Source organism: Cognatilysobacter terrigena (genome assembly GCF_004361065.1).
GTDB lineage: Bacteria > Pseudomonadota > Gammaproteobacteria > Xanthomonadales > Xanthomonadaceae > Cognatilysobacter > Cognatilysobacter terrigena.
In genome coordinates, this window is the sequence record NZ_SELT01000002.1 from 1 (window position 1) to 16891 (window position 16891).

Annotated in this window: 14 protein-coding genes and 1 pseudogene; 5 read left to right on the forward strand and 10 right to left on the reverse strand. The window is 67.8% G+C overall.

What is annotated here, in order from left to right; all coding sequences use genetic code 11:
• From EVS83_RS01755 to EVS83_RS01780, 6 genes and pseudogenes are all read right to left on the reverse strand, one after another.
• Positions 1–1891, reverse strand: a pseudogene (locus EVS83_RS01755) (PD40 domain-containing protein); the annotation flags it as partial.
• A gap of 92 nt (positions 1892–1983) precedes the next feature.
• Positions 1984–2928 (reverse strand): DegV family protein, encoded by a 945-nt coding sequence (locus EVS83_RS01760; RefSeq protein WP_133498986.1) that lies wholly within the window; start codon positions 2926–2928, stop codon positions 1984–1986.
• 90 nt (positions 2929–3018) lie between these two features.
• Positions 3019–3678, reverse strand: coding sequence for a hypothetical protein (locus tag EVS83_RS01765; RefSeq protein ID WP_133498988.1), 660 nt, complete (start codon positions 3676–3678; stop codon positions 3019–3021).
• Positions 3669–4070 (reverse strand): DUF1761 domain-containing protein, encoded by a 402-nt coding sequence (locus tag EVS83_RS01770; protein WP_133498990.1) that lies wholly within the window; start codon positions 4068–4070, stop codon positions 3669–3671. The genes EVS83_RS01765 and EVS83_RS01770 overlap by 10 nt, the downstream gene beginning before the upstream one ends.
• Positions 4071–4214: 144 nt before the next feature.
• A complete protein-coding gene (locus EVS83_RS01775; protein WP_133498992.1) occupies positions 4215–5510 on the reverse strand; it encodes an amidohydrolase family protein in 1296 nt (431 codons plus the stop codon).
• A complete protein-coding gene (locus tag EVS83_RS01780) occupies positions 5507–6934 on the reverse strand; it encodes an amidohydrolase (RefSeq protein WP_166636754.1) in 1428 nt (475 codons plus the stop codon). The genes EVS83_RS01775 and EVS83_RS01780 overlap by 4 nt, the downstream gene beginning before the upstream one ends.
• A gap of 177 nt (positions 6935–7111) precedes the next feature.
• Here EVS83_RS01780 and EVS83_RS01785 point away from each other — a divergent pair, with 177 nt between their 5' ends.
• The 3 genes from EVS83_RS01785 to EVS83_RS01795 all read left to right on the forward strand — a co-directional run bounded on the left by EVS83_RS01785 (position 7112) and on the right by EVS83_RS01795 (position 9189).
• A complete protein-coding gene (locus EVS83_RS01785) occupies positions 7112–7888 on the forward strand; it encodes an AMP nucleosidase (RefSeq protein ID WP_133498996.1) in 777 nt (258 codons plus the stop codon).
• Positions 7889–7976: 88 nt separating this feature from the next.
• The gene (locus EVS83_RS01790; protein WP_133498998.1) at positions 7977–8558 is read left to right on the forward strand and encodes a lysozyme inhibitor LprI family protein; all 582 of its coding nucleotides are present in this window, start codon (positions 7977–7979) and stop codon (positions 8556–8558) included.
• 79 nt (positions 8559–8637) lie between these two features.
• Complete coding sequence (locus EVS83_RS01795; protein WP_133499467.1) at positions 8638–9189, forward strand: DUF924 family protein; 552 nt, start codon at positions 8638–8640, stop codon at positions 9187–9189.
• Positions 9190–9241: 52 nt separating this feature from the next.
• Here the strand turns inward: EVS83_RS01795 and grxD are convergent, their stop codons facing one another.
• Positions 9242–10168, reverse strand: a complete 927-nt coding sequence (grxD, locus tag EVS83_RS01800) for a Grx4 family monothiol glutaredoxin (RefSeq protein WP_133499000.1) — start codon at positions 10166–10168, stop codon at positions 9242–9244.
• Between the two features lie 168 nt (positions 10169–10336).
• Here grxD and EVS83_RS01805 point away from each other — a divergent pair, with 168 nt between their 5' ends.
• Together EVS83_RS01805 and EVS83_RS01810 are read left to right on the forward strand one after the other, a co-directional pair.
• Positions 10337–13342, forward strand: a complete 3006-nt coding sequence (locus EVS83_RS01805; RefSeq protein ID WP_133499002.1) for a TonB-dependent receptor domain-containing protein — start codon at positions 10337–10339, stop codon at positions 13340–13342.
• 88 nt (positions 13343–13430) lie between these two features.
• Positions 13431–14279: a polysaccharide deacetylase family protein gene (locus tag EVS83_RS01810; protein WP_133499004.1), complete on the forward strand. Its 849-nt coding sequence runs from the start codon at positions 13431–13433 to the stop codon at positions 14277–14279.
• A 7-nt stretch (positions 14280–14286) separates the two neighbouring features.
• On the opposite strand, the gene EVS83_RS01815 is transcribed toward EVS83_RS01810, so the two are convergent.
• The 3 genes from EVS83_RS01815 to EVS83_RS01825 are packed head-to-tail and all read right to left on the reverse strand — an operon-like array spanning position 14287 to position 16837.
• Positions 14287–14985, reverse strand: a complete 699-nt coding sequence (locus EVS83_RS01815) for a methyltransferase domain-containing protein (RefSeq protein ID WP_246022739.1) — start codon at positions 14983–14985, stop codon at positions 14287–14289.
• Positions 14982–15596 carry an SGNH/GDSL hydrolase family protein gene (locus EVS83_RS01820; protein ID WP_133499006.1) on the reverse strand — a complete coding sequence of 205 codons (615 nt, stop codon included), beginning with the start codon at positions 15594–15596 and terminating at the stop codon, positions 14982–14984. The genes EVS83_RS01815 and EVS83_RS01820 overlap by 4 nt, the downstream gene beginning before the upstream one ends.
• On the reverse strand, positions 15596–16837 hold the full coding sequence (locus EVS83_RS01825) for an aminotransferase class I/II-fold pyridoxal phosphate-dependent enzyme (protein WP_133499009.1): 1242 nt from the start codon (positions 16835–16837) through the stop codon (positions 15596–15598). Before EVS83_RS01825 ends, EVS83_RS01820 begins: the two co-directional genes overlap by 1 nt.
• Between the last annotated feature and the right edge of the window lie 54 nt (positions 16838–16891).

The following is a 16891-nucleotide window of genomic DNA, read 5'->3' on the forward strand; positions in this document are numbered from 1 at the left end:
CCGCCTTGCTGTCCTTCGACAGTTCGACCGACTGACCCGTTTCCACCAGCGGCGTCACGTAGGCATTGAACAGCTCGGTGAACGCGACCCACTTGCCGTCGGGGCTGATGCTGACGGTGTCGGGATACTTCAGCGAATACACCTCGCGCGGCTCTTCGCTGTTCAGGCCGACCGACATCAGCTTCTTCTTGAGGCCGCCGCCGGTGAAGTAGTAGACGCGCGTGCCGTCGGCGCTGAACTGCGGCGCGTCGCCTTCGTCGGCGATGCGATGCGCGCCGCTGCCGTCGGCGTTCATGACGTAGATGCCCTGCTCCTGCGTCCACGCCGAACCGGTGAGCCCGCTGCCGCCGCTCTTGGAATAGACGATGCGACGACCGTCCGGCGAGAAGCGCGGCGCGTAGTAGTAGCCCTTCTCGGTGGTGAGCTTGCGACCTGCGCCCGTGCCGTTCGCATCGCGCAGCCAGATCGCCGACAGGCCTTCGTCCGACCACGTGGTGTAAAGCAACTTGCTGCCGTTCGCGCTGAAGCTCGGCTGGTACTCGTAGACGCCGGTGTTGCTGGTCAGGCGTTCGGGCGTGCCGTTCGGCAGCGTCTTGCGCCACAACTGGCCGACGGCATTGAAGATCAGCGTGCGACCGTCCGCACTCGTCGCGACGTCACGGATCATCTTGGGCGTGAACGTGCCCGTCTCAATGTCGTGCGTGAAGCGCAGCGGTTCGGCGACGGTCTGCTCGATGTCGGCGGTGAACGGAATGTTGCTCGCGTTGCCGCTCGCCATGTCGACGCGCCACAGCTTGCCCTGCGCCCAGATCACGACGTTCTTCGAATCCGGCGTCCAGTCGAAGTCGGTGTACGGGCCGAAGATCGCCCAGGCTTCCTGCTGGTCATGCGAGAGGCCGTCCCACACCGGGCGCACTTCGCCGCTTTTGAGGTCCATCACGTGCAGCACCGACTTCTCGCGGATGCGCTTCACGAATGCGAGCGACTTGCCGTCCGGCGATGGCTGCGGACGCACCGCGCCGCCGGGTGTGTCGATGATCGTCTCGACCTTGCCGGTCTTCCGGTCAAGGCGCTTGATCGCGTAGATGACGCCGTGCGGATCCTTGTTGTACTGGAACGTCGGGCCGGGGCTGACGTCCTCGCTGAAATAGACGTAGCGACCATCCGGCGACACCGCGGGCTCGCCGAGATCCTGCTGGTCGTTCTTCTGCTTCGTGAGTTGCAGGCCCGAGCCGCCGCCGGCGACGTGGTACATCCACAACTCGCCCGCGCCGAGCGAACGCTCGCCGGTGAAGTGCTTGCGGCCGATCAGGAACTGGCCGTCGGGCGTCCACGCCGGGTTGTTGAGCAGGCGGAAGTCCTCCTTCGTCACCTGCACCGTGTTGCTGCCATCCGTGCGCATGCGCCAGAGGTTGTTGCCGCCGCCGCGGTCGCTGGTGAACGCGATCTCCTTGCCGTCCGGCGAGAAGCGCGGCTGCACGTCCCATGCGGGGCCGCTGGTGATGCGCGTCGCCTTGCCGCCTGAAATCGGCAGCAGGTAGACGTCGCCCATCATCGAGAACACGAGCTGGCGACCGTCGGGCGAGACGTCGACGTCGAGCCACGTGCCCTCGTCGGTGCTGAAGCGAATCGTCTTGGTCGGGCCGTGCGGCGCGTTGACGTCCCACTTCTTGTCGTCGGCGTCCGCCTTGGACGGACCGCGCTGCGCCTGGCCCGGATCCTTGGCCTTCGGCACGCCGGCGGGATTGAGGGCGTCCTGCTCGAGCTGCGTATCGGGCGGCGTCGGCGGCGGCGTGTCGGCGGCCTTGGCGGCCTGCGCGAATGCACTGGAGGAGGCGAGCGAAAGCGCGCCGGCGAGCGCGACGTAGAGCAGCGTGCGGGTCGGAGTCATGGCGTCGAAGGGCGGGATAACCCGTCGACGGTAGCCCAGCCGCGCGATGCGCGACCGGGCCGGACGTCATGCGCGCGTGACGCGCGTCGCCATCATTCCCAGGCGGGTGCGTCGGACGCGAAGCCCAGCGTGAGCGAACCGCGGCCGACGTTGACCATGCCGGTGAGGCTCATGAGGCTTTCGAACACTTCGACGCGATGCGTGCGGCAGGTTTCAATGAGCTCGGAGTAGCCGGCCAGGCGACGCATTTCCTCGAGCGGGCCGCCGTAGCTCATCGCGAGCGTCGGCGTGAGCAGCTTGCCGTCGCGGATGCGGCGCGCGGCGAACGTGAACAGCTTTTCCGCAGCGGCTTCGAAGCCTTTAACCTTCGCGACCGGCCCGGTCTCGCCGCGGTTGCAGTGCAGGATCGGCTTGATGTCGAGCGCGGTGCCGAGCGTCGCGCTGAGGAAGCTGACGCTGCGGTCGCCGCGATGGCGCGTACGCGCACGCAGGTAGTTCAGGTCGCGCGGCACCATGTAGGCGTGCGTCGCGAGGGCGACCTGCTCGATGCGGGCACGCATCTTCGGTGCGCCTTCCTGCGAATCGCGCAGGCGCACGGCTTCGACCGCCGAGATCGCCTGGCCGGAGAACACGTTCTGCGTGTCGATCACGCGCAGCGCGAACGGCGTGGTGATGCCCGCGGCGGCGCGCGGTTCCTTGTATTCGTTGAGGATCGCGAAGCTCGCCTGCGACGTGTTGTCGAAGATCGGGCTGCGCGTCTTCGTGATCGTCATGCAGAACACGTAGTCGTATTCGACGACGAGCTTCTTCAGGAACAGGTCCTGGACCTGCTGCACGGTGAAGGGCTGCGTTTCGGCTTCCGCGATGCGTTCGGCCGACTGCGCGTCGAGGAACTGCAGCGTGGCCTGCTCGTTGCGCTGGTCCGCGAGGACGGCATTGCCGATCTTCACGGTGATCGGCAGCAGCGTGATTTCGTGCTGCGAGAAATACTCGAGCGGAAGATCGCAGGCCGAGTCGACGACGAGTCCGATACGCATGGGTCAGCCCCTGTGGCTTTTATTGTTTTTTGGCAGACAGGATTATCGGTCCCGTCTTCGGATTCTTTACCGCGCGGGCGGCGCGGCCGTTCAGCATCCCGTGCTGCGCTGCAACGCGACGCGACGGACCAGCGCCTTCGGTCCGGCGCCGGACGACAGGAACAGCGTCGGCTCGCTCGCGTTGTAGTGGTCGGTCATGTCGAGGATCAGGTCGAGGCGGCCGTCGTGATCGAGGTCGCCCGCGAACAGCAATGCGGGCGATGCGTCGTCGCCGAGCATCAATGTGCCGTCGTCGTAACGGCCCGCCGGAAACTCCCGCAGCACCTGCGTGCGCGCGCCGCCCGTGAGGACGAGCCGGCAGATGTCGCCCCGAGCGGCGCAGTCGAGCTGGAGCCGGTACGACGCGCCGCGCAGCTTGAGCGCGAGCGGTTTCGTCGGAAGGCGCAGCGGTTCGACGCCGGTCCACGCCGTATCCACCGGCCCGATACGGAGGCCCGGCCCGCGTACGAGGAACGCGGCATCGTTCACTGCGGTGCTGATTTCGAGGCCGGTGTCGGTGCCGTCGGCGTCGGCGACGACGTCGTGCACGCGGCGCACTTGCGCATCGGTCGCCACCAGCGCGCTGCGTGCCGGCGTGACCTGCAGCGCCAGCCAGTTCTCGCCGTTGCGCGCCGACGCTTCGCCGTCGTGGAAGACGCCGACGGGCTGCAGCGCGTATGCAGCGGCGAGGGCGAGGCCGATCAGTGCCATGCGCCGAGGATCGCGCCGTAAAGGAGGAACTGCACGACGTGGTAGCCGCCGTCGATGAGCCAGAGCGTCAGCGGCTTGCGCGCGAACGTGTAGTTGATGCCGAAGCTCGTGGCGACGAACAACAGGCCGATCAGCGCACCGAGGCCGGCGCCGTGCAGGGCGTTCACGTCCTTCGGGAGTGCGAGCGCCATCGCGAACGCGGCGACGAGGCTCAGCACGAAGGCGGTGCCGAACGTGCGGCCGGGGTGCTTCGGCGACTGGGTGACATCGATGCCGGCGGCGCGGCCCCAGGCCTTCAGGAACAGCGGGCCGTACCAGAGGCCGCCGAGCATGAAGGCGGAGGCGGCCGCGACGAGGACGGCCCAGGGATTGATGGCGGAAAAGACGGGCATGCGGAGTTCCGGGGCAGGGCGGCGCTCCCCGGCGCCGAACCGTCGCGGAGCGTACGCGAAGTGACGCAGCGCACAATCACCACGTGTCGGCGGTCGCAGGCGGCACCGCCGGGGTCACCGGCGATGCCGCGGGTCGATCAGGCCTCAGCGCGCGCGATCGGGCACCGCGTAGGCGCGCGGCAGTGGGCCCTGCGGCGCAAGGTAGCGGTCGCGCAGGTCGGTCTGGCGACTGCGCATCACGATCGGGCGGCCGTCGAACCAGACCTGTTTCGCGACGTTCGCGACGTCCAGCGGATCGCCCGTCCACAGCACCAGATCGGCACGCTGGCCGACCGCGATCGTGCCGGTGTCACGCAGGCCGAACACCTCGGCCGGCACACGCGTGAGCGCGGCGAGGCCGTCTTCCCACGGCAGGCCGTTCGCGACGGCATTGCCCGCGAGCTGGCGCGTGTTGCGCGCGTTGTGCGTCGGGTTCTCGCCGCCCTGCACGATGCCGACGGTCACGCCGGACTGGCGCAGGATCGCCGCGTTGTCCATGCGCGCGCCGATCTCGTCGAAATTGGCGGGCAGGTTGGCGAGCGGATCGACAAACACCGGCACCTTGGCCGCCGCGATCTCGCGCGCGACGCGCCACGCTTCGGAGCCGCCGACGATGCCGATGCGCAGGTGCTGGCGCTGCGCGAACTTGAGCAGCTGACGGATGTCGGCGGCACGATCGACCTGGAACATCACCAGGCCTTCGCCGCGCGCGAACTTCGCGAGCACCGCACGACCGGCCGGCGTCAGCGACGCCGCGTTCGTGGTCGGGGCGATGCGGCCGCGCGCTTCGTCCAGCCACTGCTCGAGCAGCATCCACTGGCCCGCACGCGAATGGCCCGACTGGTCCTCCACCTGGTCGCCCAGCGCGATGAAGAGCACGCGCGGGCCGACCGGATCCGGCGTGCCGTCCATGCGCACCATGCCGCCCTGGCCGAGGATGATCGAGCCGCCTTCGCCGAGGCTCGGCATCAGGATCGACTCGCCGATGCCTTCGACGCGGCTGACCGGAATCGCCGTGGCGTCGGGATTGAAGGCGAGGGTGACGTCGAATTCCGGACGCACGTTGATCGCGCGCCCGTTTTCGCCCATGCCGAGCGAGGCGTCGACCGTCGAATCCTCGCCCGACACTTCCTCGACACCGAGGTGCGTGAGGCCGCCGAACAGCGCAGGCGTCACCGGTGCGCCGTTCGCGTCGACCATGGTGACGCCGGCGGGTGCGGACAGATGCGAACCGACGGCCGCGATGCGCCCGCCGTGCACCAGCACGTCGGCGTTCTGCAGCGTGCCGCGCGAGGTCGCGGTGTGCACCGTGGCGTTGCGGATCAGCAGCTCCTGCGCGGACGCGGAGCCGGCGAGCGCGAGCAGCAGCGCGCCCGCGAGTGAGGTGACGCGGCGGCTCATCGCACACCTCCCGTCTGCGGCGCGGCCCGTTGGCCGAGCATGAAATCCGAGATCGGCTGACGCGACGGATCCTTGCGGTCGTAGACGCGCGCGCCGTCGATGTAGACCTGTTCGGCCTGCGCGTAGCTGCTGAACGGCGTGCCGTTCCAGACGACGACGTCGGCCATCTTTCCGGTCTCCAGCGTGCCGGTCTTGTCGAGGATGCCCAACGCCTTCGCCGGGTTCTGCGTGAGCCAGCGGATCGCGTGCTCCGGCGTGATGTCGATGCCCGCGAGCTTCGCGTGCGCCATCACCTTCGCCGCGTCCTGGTTCAAGCGCTGGATGCCTTCTTCCGAATCGGAATGCACGATCGCGCAGCTGTTCCGCGGGCGGTCGACCAACGCGATGTTTTCCTGGATGCCGTCGTAGGCCTCCATCTTGAAGCCCCACCAGTCGGCCCACATCGCGCCGCAGACGCCTTCGGCGGCGAGGCGATCAGACAGCTTGTAGGCCTCGACCGCGTGGTGGAACGCGGCGACCTTGAAGCCGAACTCCTTCGCGAGGTCGAGCATCACGGCCATTTCGTCCGCGCGGTAGCAGTGGATGTGCACGCGGATGTCGCCGTTGATCGCGCCGGCGAGCGTGTCCATCTTCAGGTCGCGCTTGCCGCCGGTGTCCTTCTCCGAATCCGGCTTCGGATCGGCGGACCACCAGTGCGCCTTCTTCGCCGGTTGCGGGCGGTTCTTCTTGAGGTATTCGGCGGCGTCGATGAACGCGGCGCGGTAGCCGGCTACGTTGCCCATGCGCGTCGACGGACCGCCCTTCTTGCCGTACACGCGCTTCGGGTTTTCGCCGCAGGCCATCTTCAGGCCCCACGGCGCGCCCGGGAATTTCATGCCCTGGTAGGTCGTCGACGGCACGTTCTTGAGCGTGACGCCTCGGCCGCCGATCAGGTTCGCCGAGCCCGGCAGGATCTGCAGCGTGGTGATGCCGCCGGCCATAGCGGTGAGGAAGCCAGGATCCTGCGGCCAGATCGAATGCTCGGCCCAGACGTTGGGCGTGGTCGGCGCGGTGGCTTCGTTGCCATCGCTCGCCGCACTGACGGCCGGGCTCGAATACACGCCGAGGTGCGAATGCACGTCGATGATGCCGGGCGTCACCCACTTGCCGGTGCCGTCGACGATGGTCGCGTCGGCGGGCGCTTCCAGGCTTTTGCCGACCGCCGCGATCGTGCCGTTGCGCATCAGCACGTCGGCGCCGTCGAGGCGTTCGCCCGTACCGGTGAGCACGGTCGCGTTGCGGATCAGCACGGCGCCCGACGGAATGCGGGTGTAGGTGCTGGGGTAGGGGTCCTGCACGAAGCGCGAGGGCGAACTCGCGGCGCCGGCCGCGAGGGGCAACGCCAACGCGACGGTGCAGGCGAAGGAAGCGAGGATCCGGAGCATGGACGTTCCGCGGACGAGGTAGCCGACGACCGTAGCGTCGCGCCGCCGATCGTCACCGTGCCCTTCGTCATGCCGCGATCGACGCAGGTGGCGCTTCGGCCAACGCATCGTCGCGCGCGCACGGCTGGGTCGACGGCCTGCCTCGTGCGACCATGCAAAGAAAAAAGGACGGAATCGATGAAAGACAAAGACCAGATCGTCGCCAACTGGCTGCCGCGCTACACCGGCGTCGCATTGGAAGACTTCGGCCAGCACGTGCTCCTGACCAACTTCGGCGGCTACCTGCAGACGTTCGCCCGCCTGATGGGCGCACCGATCGTGGGCCTCGACAAGCCGATGCCGAGCGCCACCGCCGACGGCATCACCATGATCAACTTCGGCATGGGCAGCCCGAACGCGGCCACGCTCATGGACCTGCTGTCGGCGATCTCGCCGAAGGCCGTGCTGTTCCTCGGCAAGTGCGGTGGCCTCAAGCGCAAGACCGTGCTTGGCGACCTCGTGCTGCCGATCGCCGCCATCCGCGGCGAAGGTACGTCGAACGACTACATGCCGCCGGAAGTGCCGGCGCTGCCCGCGTTCGCGCTGCAACGCGCCGTGTCGACCATGATCCGCGACCTCGGCCACGACTACTGGACCGGCACCGTCTACACGACCAACCGCCGCGTCTGGGAACACGATGAAGCGTTCAAGGACTACCTGCGCAAGCTGCGCTGCATGGCGATCGACATGGAGACCGCGACGGTGTTCGCCGCCGGCTTCGCCAATCGCATTCCGTGCGGCGCGCTGTTGCTCGTGTCCGACGCGCCGATGACGCCGGAAGGCGTGAAAACCGCGGAATCCGACGCGCGCGTCACCGCGGACTTCGTCGACAACCACATCCAGGTTGGCATCGAAGCGCTGCGTCTCATCCGGCGACACGGCAAGTCCGTCAAACACCTGCGTTTCGACGAATAGCGCACGAAAACCGCCGACCGGCGGCGTTCGACGTCGCGACCCCTGAGATGTCCCGCTCGCAGACTGTCACACCAGACAGGAGCGGGACATGGAACAGGCCTTCCTGGTGGTCCTCGGCGCGGCGCTGACGTGGGCCTTCTATTTCATCCAGCGCCGCGTGGAACGCCGGCGCACGACGGAAACTATCGAGCGCAACCAGAAGTTGTTGACGCTCAAGCAGGGGCTCGAAGGCGCGAAGACGAGCCTCGGGGACTTGCAGCGATTCGAAGCGGGGCTCGTCGGCAAGGCGCAGACCGCAGTGGAACTCGCCGACGGCTATCTCGCACGCGCCGAGGAAGTGATCGAACGCGGTGCGGTCGAAGTGCTGCAGGACGACGAGTTCACCGCGCAGGCGCGCGAGCGGTTGTTGTTCGCCGATGCGAAGTTGCATCGCGTGGTCGCACGCCTGCGCGAACAGCTCGATGGCGACGGCCAGGCGGCATTCGATCGCACGCACGCGTCATGGCTCGCATTCCGCGACCGCCATGCGCTGTTCATCGCGCAGTCCTATGCACGCGGCCCGATCCGCGCGTTGATCCAGGCGGTGACGCTGGAAAGCCTGACGGCAGCGTGGATCGCCGAGCTGGAAACGCAGCTGGGCGAGTCGATGGATGTCGATGGCGCGTGGTGAGGTCACCGATTCGCGCCAGCGACGTCATGTCGACCGCCCGGCGCTACCCTTCGGCGACCATCTCGCGGGCTCGCGCAACATGACCAGCACGATCAGCAACGCCGTCGACGTCGTCGCGTTCTGGCGCGACGCCGGCCCGTCGAAATGGTTCGCGCGCGATGCGGCGTTCGACGCCCGCTGCCGCGGCCTGCTCGACCTCCATTTCGCCGCCGCCCGCCGCGAACTCGATGCGTGGCGCGACGATGCGGTCGGCGCGCTCGCGCTGGTGCTCCTGCTCGACCAGATCCCGCGCAACGCCTTCCGCGGCAGCGCGCACGCGTTCGCGACCGACCCGCTCGCGAAGTCGATCGCCGAACATGCCATCGATGCCGACCTCGACCTCGCCACCGAGGAAGCGCTGCGCATCTTTTTCTACCTGCCGTTCGAGCATTCGGAATCGCTCGACGACCAGAAGCGCTCGCTCGCGTTGCATCGCGAACGCCTCGCCGCGCCCGACGCCGATCAGTGGGCGAAGCTGCATCTCGACATCATCGAACGCTTCGGGCGCTTCCCGCATCGCAATGCGGTACTCGGTCGTATTACGACACCGGAAGAACAGGCGTTCCTCGACGAGGGCGGATTCGCCGGCTGACGCGGATACAAAAACGGCCGCAGATGCGGCCGTTTTTTTGACCGGGCAGTACTCAGTAGCGCGGCACCGCCGCGTCGACCTGCTGCGACCACGCGTCGATACCGCCTTCCACGTTGTGCACGTTGGTGAAACCGAGGCGACGGAAATGATCGGCCGCCGCCGCGCTGCGCCGACCGTGGTGGCAGAGGAACGCGAGCGGCGTGTCCTTCGCGAGCGCCTCGACTTCCGACGCGGCATCGCCGTCGAGCACCGAGAACGGCACCCGCACCGAGGCGATCGCACGCTCTTCGGGCGCGCGCACGTCGACCAGCGTCAGCGCGCCGTCGCCGAGCATGCGCGCGGCGTCCGCGGCGCTGATCGACTTCACCGTTCGCGTCTTCGGATGCTCGACCACCAGGCCGCGGCCGCGTTCGTCGTCCACCCAGTCGATGCGCAGGCCCTGCGCACGCGGCGCGCTGGCGAGGTCGAACTGCGCGCGTACGCCGTCGACTTCGGCCGCAATCGCCTGCGGGTCGATCGGGCCGAGTTGCAGCTGCGCGCGGTAGTCGGCGTCGACCGACACCTGCAACGCGTAGCCGGCGCCCGCATCGGCGATCGCGCCGCGCAGCATCTCGGCGGCGGCGGGCGTGATCTCGATGGTCGGCGGCGTGCGGTCGGGCGCCGCGACGCCCAGCAGCGTGTGCAGCTCACCCGAGTTTGCCATCTGGATGACGATGTCGCTGCCGCCGACGAGCTCGCCGTCGACATAGAGCTGCGGAATCGTCGGCCAGTCGCCGTACGCCTTGATCCCCTCGCGGATCTCGGGATCGGCGAGCACGTTCACGTGCGCGTAGTCGATGCCCAGCCCGTTGAGGATGCCGGAGGCCTTGGCGGAGAAGCCGCACTGCGGCATCGACGGATCGCCTTTCATGAAGAGGACGACGCGGTTCGATTGCAGCAGTGCATCAATACGGGAGCGGAGGGCGGGGTCGACATTCATGCGGAAATTGTCCGCGCGCACAGTCTCACGGCCCCAGAGACACCGTTCGTCGGTTTTCTTTAACACACCTTTAATTTTTTTTAATGTGCATCTAGGATCGGGACGACACCGGGTTGTTAAACCCGCGTGACGACCACCTGCGTTATTTCACGATTGGGGAGAGACTCGATGTATCTGAAGCGTTCCAAGCTGCGCGATGCCATCGGCATCGCGCTGGGGGCGACTGCCGCCTTCACCGCCGCCTCGGCCGTCGCGCAGACCGCGCCAGCCGATGCCAATGCCACCCCGCAGACCCTCGACCGCGTTCAGGTCACGGGTTCGCGCATCCGCCAGGTCGACGTCGAAACCGCCCAGCCGGTCTTGATGATCAGCCGCAAGGACATCGAGCAGCAGGGCTTCCAGTCCGTCGGCGACATCCTCCAGAACATCAGCGCCGTCGGCACCCCGCCGATCAGCCGCGCTGCGCCCCTGTCGTCGGGCGAGAACGTGGGCGGCACGTACATCAGCCTGCGTAACCTCGGTGCCCAGCGCACGCTGGTCCTGGTCAACGGCAAGCGCCTCGGCATCACCACCAGCGGTCTGTCGGACGTCTCGCAGATCCCGGCGGTCGCCATCGAACGCATCGAAGTGCTGAAGGACGGCGCGTCGTCGATCTACGGCTCCGACGCGATCGCGGGCGTGATCAACATCATCACCCGCACGAACTACGAGGGCGCGGCGGGCTCGATCTACTACGGCCAGTACGACCAGGGCGATGGCGCCATCACCAAGGGCGACATGATCATGGGCTTCGGCAACGAGCGCGGCTCGTTGACCGTGGGCGCCGAGTGGGGCAAGGAAGAGGGCGTCAACGCGACCGATCGCGACTTCAGCGCGTACCCGCGCGGCAACTGGCATCCGACGGACCAGTGGACGACGGTTGGTCAGTACGGCGGTTTCGTGACCACTGCGACCACGCCGGTTCCGGGCGTCCCGACCGGTACGCGCGTGATCCTCCGTCCGGGTGGCGATCCGCGTAACCGCAACGACTACGTCGCGCAGAACACGAGCGTCGGCACCTGCAACGGTGCGACGGCTTCGACGGGCTGCACCCCGGGCTCGACGAAGGACAAGTCCAACACGCTTGAGCAGACCGACCTGCGTACCCCGCTGGAAACGAAGGCGGTCTACCTCGACGGCGTCCTGAACATCACCGACAACGTGCGTTTCCGCGGGAACCTCCTGTGGGGCGACCGTGAGAGCTCGCGGCACATCGCCGGCTATCCGATGCAGGCCGCGTCGTTCAACACCCCGATGTCGGCGCAGAGCTACTGGAACCCGGAAGGCGCGACGATCTCCAACTGGTGGCGTCGCGGCTGGGAAGTGCCGCGTGTCACGACGGCGGACTCCACCAACTACCGCCTGACCGCGGGCCTTGAAGGCAGCTTCGACATCGGCGACCACCTGTTCGACTGGGATGTCGGCTACGTCAACGTGGTCAACAAGCAGACGCAGGACACGTACGGCAACTTCAACCTTGCCAACGTCCGCAATGCGGTGGGTCCGTCGTTCCTGCAGAACGGCCAGGTCGTCTGCGGCACGCCCGGCAACGTGATCGCCGGCTGCGTCACCTGGAATCCCTTCGTCCCCTACGGCGTCGTGGGCAACGGCGGGTTGACGGGCAACACCGCCCTCCAGAACTACCTCTTCCAGAACGAGCACGCGACGGGCCGCACCGAGACGACCGTCATGTCGGCCAACCTCAGCGGCACGATCTTCACGCTGCCCGCGGGTGACCTCGGCTTCGCGGTCGGCTACGAGCACCGCAAGGAAGACGGCAAGTACGTTCCGGACGCGCTCGCGGTCACCGGCGGTTCGACCAACCTGTCGTCGGGTCCGACCCGCGGCGGTTACGACCTCGACGAGGTCTACCTCGAACTGCAGGTGCCGATCCTCGCCGACGTTGCGTTTGCGAAGGAGCTGACGCTCAACATCGCGTCGCGCTACTCGGACTACAACACCTTCGGCGATACGGTGAACAACAAGTTCGGCCTGAAGTGGCGTCCGATCGACCAGCTGCTGCTGCGTGCGACCTACGCCGACGGCTTCCGCGCGCCGACCATCGCCGACCTCTACGGTGGCGGTTCGCAGACCTTCGACTCGTTCACCGACCCCTGCGATACGAACTTCGGTGATTCGCGCAGCAACCCGACCACGCGTGCGAACTGCAAGAACGGCGTCGGTGGCCAGAACGCGATGGGCGCCATCGCCGATACGTATCGTCAGCTCGGCCAGGGCCTCGTGCCGGTCGGTTCGCCGAACTCGCAGACGCCGGTGGCGTTCAACCGTGGCTCGAACCCGACGCTGACGCCGGAACTGTCGAAGTCGCAGACGATCGGTGGCGTGTGGAGCCCGCCGTTCCTGAGCGGCTTCAACATGTCGGTGGACTGGTGGAAGATCCGCATCGCCGACACGATCGTCACGGACAGCCCGTCGCAGATCCTCGCCGACTGCTACGTGAGCGGCATCGCGAGCCGCTGCTCGCCGCAGCTGTTCACGCGTGATCCGGCGCTCGGATACATCAACTTCATGTCCTACGGCAACCGCAACGCCGGTTTCCGCAAGGTCGAAGGCTACGATGTCGACTTCTCCTACCGTCTGGCAACGGATGCGTGGGGCACGTTCAACGCGAACCTCAACTCCACGTACACGGCGAAGGACTACTTCGTCAGCACGAACGATCCGACCTACCCGACCTCGGGCGTGGGCTTCACCAGCACGTTCCGCATCCGCGCCAACTTCAACCTGGGTTGGCAGAAGGGTCCGTGGGGCGCGACGTGGACCTCGCGCTACTACTCGTCGATGAAGGAAGGCTGCACGTACGTCGTGCCGGGCTCGACCACGCCGAACCTCGAGTGCGAGGAGATCACGTACGCCCCGACCGGTGCTTACGTCGGCACGACGACCACGCCGGCCAGCTCGATCTCGCGTCGCCATGTCGTGGGTGCGAACACCTTCCACGACGTGCAGCTGCGTTGGGAAGCGCCGTGGAAGGCGACGGTCGCCGTCGGTGCGAACAACGTGTTCAACCACATCGGCCCGGTCATGTACACGCAGCCGAGCGCGAACGTGTCGTACTACGGTGGCTTCGATATCGGCCGCTTCTGGTACATGCGCTACACGCAGCGTTTCTGATCGACATAACCAAAACAATCGTCATTCACTTCTCTCACGGCCCCGCAAGGGGCCGTTTTTTTGGCGCGGCTTCCGCTACGCTGGCGCCATGGCTGCTCCACCCGTCGCCCTCCATCGCGTTCCGCGCCATCCCCACGTGTGGTGGATCGCGCAGCTGGCGGTGCATGCGGTCGCGCTCGGTCTGTGGTGGTACTACGGCTGGCATCGCGGCTGGCCCATCGCGGTGCCGCTGCTGGTGGCGGCGCATCTCGCGCTCGTGTGGGGCACGCTTCGGCCCGATTCGCGGCTGTTCGGGCCGGCACTGACGCGGCTCGACACATCGGAGCGCGTGCTCTGGCTGACCATCGACGACGGCCCGTCGGACGAAACGCCTGCCGTGCTCGACCTGCTCGACGCGCATCAGGCGCGCGCGACGTTCTTCCTCGTGGGCGACCGCGCTCGCCGGCATCCCGATCTCGTGCGCGAGATCGTGCGTCGCGGCCACGGCGTCGGCAACCACAGTGATTCGCACCCCACCGGACGTTTCTGGGCACTCGGTCCGCGCGAGATGCGCGACGAGATCGCCCGTGCGCAGGCGACGCTGACAGAGCTCGCCGGCACGCCGCCCGTGTGGTTCCGCGCGGTGGTGGGCATGGCGAATCCGTTCGTGTTCGCACCGCTGCAGAAGCTCGGGCTCGCGCGCGTCGCGTGGACGGCGCGCGGTTTCGATGGTGCGGTGTCGAATCCCAAGCGTGTCGTGCGCCGCGTGGAGCGCCTGCTCGCGCCGGGCGTGATCGTGCTTGCGCATGAAGGCGCATCGCACGGCCGCAACGTCGAGACGCTCGCGTTGATGCTGCAGCGCTTCGACGAACTCGGTTATCGCTGCGTGTTACCGGTGCCGTCCCCGTCGACGTCCGGCCCGAGCGTGCGCGGCATCGAGCCCTCCGTCGTCGACTGAGGTCGACTCACTCGCGCCAGGCGACGATCTGCCAGTTGTTGAACGGCGTGTTGCCGTTGAGCGGCGTGATCGCGTAGCGCAGGGCTGCGGCGTCGAGGCGATCGCGCAGCAGTGTTTCGCTTGGATAGCGTCGCGGCGCGGAATGCATCCAGCCTGCGAACGCGGCGAACGTATCGAAGGCCTTGCTCGTGCGCGCACGCCAGCCCGGCGTCTCGAGTCCGCTGCGGATGAACAGCTTGCCGCCGGGCACGATCATCGACGCCGCCGCATCGAGAATGCGGATCTGCGCCGGCGTGTCGACGTACTGCAGCACGTCGAGCAGCGCGACGCTGCCCGTGTGGTCCGGCATCACGCGACTGAGGTCGACGGCGTCGAACGTCACGTCGCGCAGTCCCACGCGCTCCGCAACGCGACGCGCGCTCGCGATCTTCCCCGCATCGATATCGACGCCGCGATACGGCAGGTGGACGCCGTCTTCGCGCAGCGTGTGGGCGAGCAGGCCGAGCCCGCAGCCGAGATCGAGCAGCGGCGCCGTCGTGCCGCGCAGTGCGTCGGCGACGGCCGGATAGAGCGGATCGCTGCCGAGCGTGGCGCGCGTATAGAAGTAGTTCCAGCGATTGCCGAGCACGCCGTCGGGCAGGAACGCACGGGCGATGTCGCGCGCGCGTGCGGCGTCGAGCGGGCGTGTCTCGATGACGGCCGTCACGCCGTATCGCCGAGCAGGCGATGCGCGACCGGCAGTGCGACGTCGACCCACTGCGCATACATCGCGTGCGAGGGATGCAGGCCGTCGGCGACGACCATCGCGTCCTGGTCGCCCTGTGCGCGGCTGACCGGCGTGATGTCGACGAACGCGATGCGTCGCGCTTCGCACATCTCGCGGGCGACCTCGTTGAACGCGTCGATCTCGCGCGCGATGGTCGCGCTGTCGCGGCCTTCATCGCGCGCGAACCGCGTGACGCCCCAGTCGGGAATGGACAGCATCAGCACGCGATCGATGCGTCCGCCTGCGAGCGACGTCACGGTGTCGAGCAACGGGCCGAGCTGCGCGCGGTATTCGGCGGTGCTGCGGCCGCGGTACTGGTCGTTGACGCCGATGCCCAGCGTCACGAAGTCGAACGTGCCCAGCGGTTGCGTGCTCGCGATAGCGGCGGCGAGTTCGTCGGTGGTCCAACCCGTGGTCGCGATGACGTGCGGTTCGCCGGTGTCGATGCCGTCCTCGCGCAACATGCGGGCCAGCTGCACCGGCCAGCGATGCTCGGGTTCGACGCCTTCGGCGCAGGTGTAGCTGTCGCCGAGGGCGAGGTAGCGCAGCATCACGCGACTTGCGCGCGGCTCGCGGCGTCGGCGCGACGATCGAGCACGCGTTCCACGCGCGCGAAGACTTCGCGCAGCTGCTCCGGCGGCGGCAGCAGCGTGACGCGGAAGTGGTCGCGATCGCGCATGTTGAAGCTGGTGCCCGGCACGATCAGCACGCCTTCGCTTTCGAGCATCTCGAGCGCGAACGCCTGGTCGTCGAAACCGACCGCCGCGTCGCCGACGACCTGCGGAAAGCCGTACAGCGCACCGGCCGGCGTGCTCATGCGCAGGTGGCGGCTCGCCGCGATGCTGTCGGCGACCGCGCGTCGCGCTTCGTACAGACGGCCGCCCGGTGCGGTGAGTTCGTGGATGGTGGCGGCGCCCGACAGGGCGGCCTCGATGGCGAACTGGCCCGGGACGTTCGCGCACAGGCGCAGCGCGCCGAGCAGGTCCATCGCGTGGTGCAGGTCGCCGATCGCGAGCGGATCGCCGCTCAGCACCGCCCAGCCCACGCGCCAGCCGCAGGCGCGATGCACCTTCGAGAGGCCGCCGAACGACAGGCAGGGGACGTCGCCCGCGAGTGGCGCGAGCGGCTGGAATTCGGCGCCGTCGTAGACGATTTCGTCGTAGATCTCGTCCGACATCAGCAGCAGCTTGTGCTTGGCCGCGATCGCGACGATGCGCTCGAGCAGCTCACGCGGATACACCGCGCCGGTCGGATTGTTCGGGTTGATCACGACGATCGCGCGCGTGCGCGGCGTGACCAGGCGCTCGATCTCGTCGGGATCGGGCAGGAAACCGTTTTCCGGCGCGCAGGTGTAATGCACCGCGCAGCCGTCGTTGAGGATGGTCGCGGCCGTCCACAGCGGATAGTCCGGCGACGGCACCAGCACTTCGTCGCCCGGATTCAGCAGCGCGCGCAGCGACAGGTCGATCAGCTCGCTGACGCCATTGCCGATGAACACGCGTTCCGGCGACGCATTGGGCGTGCCGCGTCGGCGATGGAACTCGGCCAGCACCTCGCGCGCGGCCGGCAGGCCCTGCTGGTGCGTGTACGGATCCGTGTCGTGGATGCGCTCGGTGATCGCCCGCTGCAGGTGGTCCGGCGCGCGGAAGCCGAACGCGCCGGGGTTGCCGATGTTCAGCTTGATCAGCTTGCGGCCCTGGGCCTCCAGCTCGCGAGCTCGCCGGGCGAGTTCACCACGGATTTCGTAGCGGACTTCGGAAAGGCGTTCGCGGGTCTTGAGGGCGTGGGACATGGAAGCGGCGGTACGACGCGGAAAATGGCGGCCAGCCTACCGGAAAACGTGCCG

Excerpts from the sequence above, each read along its gene's own strand:
- EVS83_RS01760 (WP_133498986.1), bottom strand. The coding sequence starts at position 2,928 with ATGCGTATCGGACTCGTCGTCGACTCGGCCTGCGATCTTCCGCTCGAG.
- EVS83_RS01765 (WP_133498988.1), bottom strand. The coding sequence starts at position 3,678 with ATGGCACTGATCGGCCTCGCCCTCGCCGCTGCATACGCGCTGCAGCCC.
- EVS83_RS01770 (WP_133498990.1), bottom strand. The coding sequence starts at position 4,070 with ATGCCCGTCTTTTCCGCCATCAATCCCTGGGCCGTCCTCGTCGCGGCC.
- EVS83_RS01775 (WP_133498992.1), bottom strand. The coding sequence starts at position 5,510 with ATGAGCCGCCGCGTCACCTCACTCGCGGGCGCGCTGCTGCTCGCGCTC.
- EVS83_RS01780 (WP_166636754.1), bottom strand. The coding sequence starts at position 6,934 with ATGCTCCGGATCCTCGCTTCCTTCGCCTGCACCGTCGCGTTGGCGTTG.
- EVS83_RS01785 (WP_133498996.1), top strand. The coding sequence starts at position 7,112 with ATGAAAGACAAAGACCAGATCGTCGCCAACTGGCTGCCGCGCTACACC.
- EVS83_RS01790 (WP_133498998.1), top strand. The coding sequence starts at position 7,977 with ATGGAACAGGCCTTCCTGGTGGTCCTCGGCGCGGCGCTGACGTGGGCC.
- EVS83_RS01795 (WP_133499467.1), top strand. The coding sequence starts at position 8,638 with ATGACCAGCACGATCAGCAACGCCGTCGACGTCGTCGCGTTCTGGCGC.
- grxD (WP_133499000.1), bottom strand. The coding sequence starts at position 10,168 with ATGAATGTCGACCCCGCCCTCCGCTCCCGTATTGATGCACTGCTGCAA.
- EVS83_RS01805 (WP_133499002.1), top strand. The coding sequence starts at position 10,337 with ATGTATCTGAAGCGTTCCAAGCTGCGCGATGCCATCGGCATCGCGCTG.
- EVS83_RS01810 (WP_133499004.1), top strand. The coding sequence starts at position 13,431 with ATGGCTGCTCCACCCGTCGCCCTCCATCGCGTTCCGCGCCATCCCCAC.
- EVS83_RS01820 (WP_133499006.1), bottom strand. The coding sequence starts at position 15,596 with ATGCTGCGCTACCTCGCCCTCGGCGACAGCTACACCTGCGCCGAAGGC.
- EVS83_RS01825 (WP_133499009.1), bottom strand. The coding sequence starts at position 16,837 with ATGTCCCACGCCCTCAAGACCCGCGAACGCCTTTCCGAAGTCCGCTAC.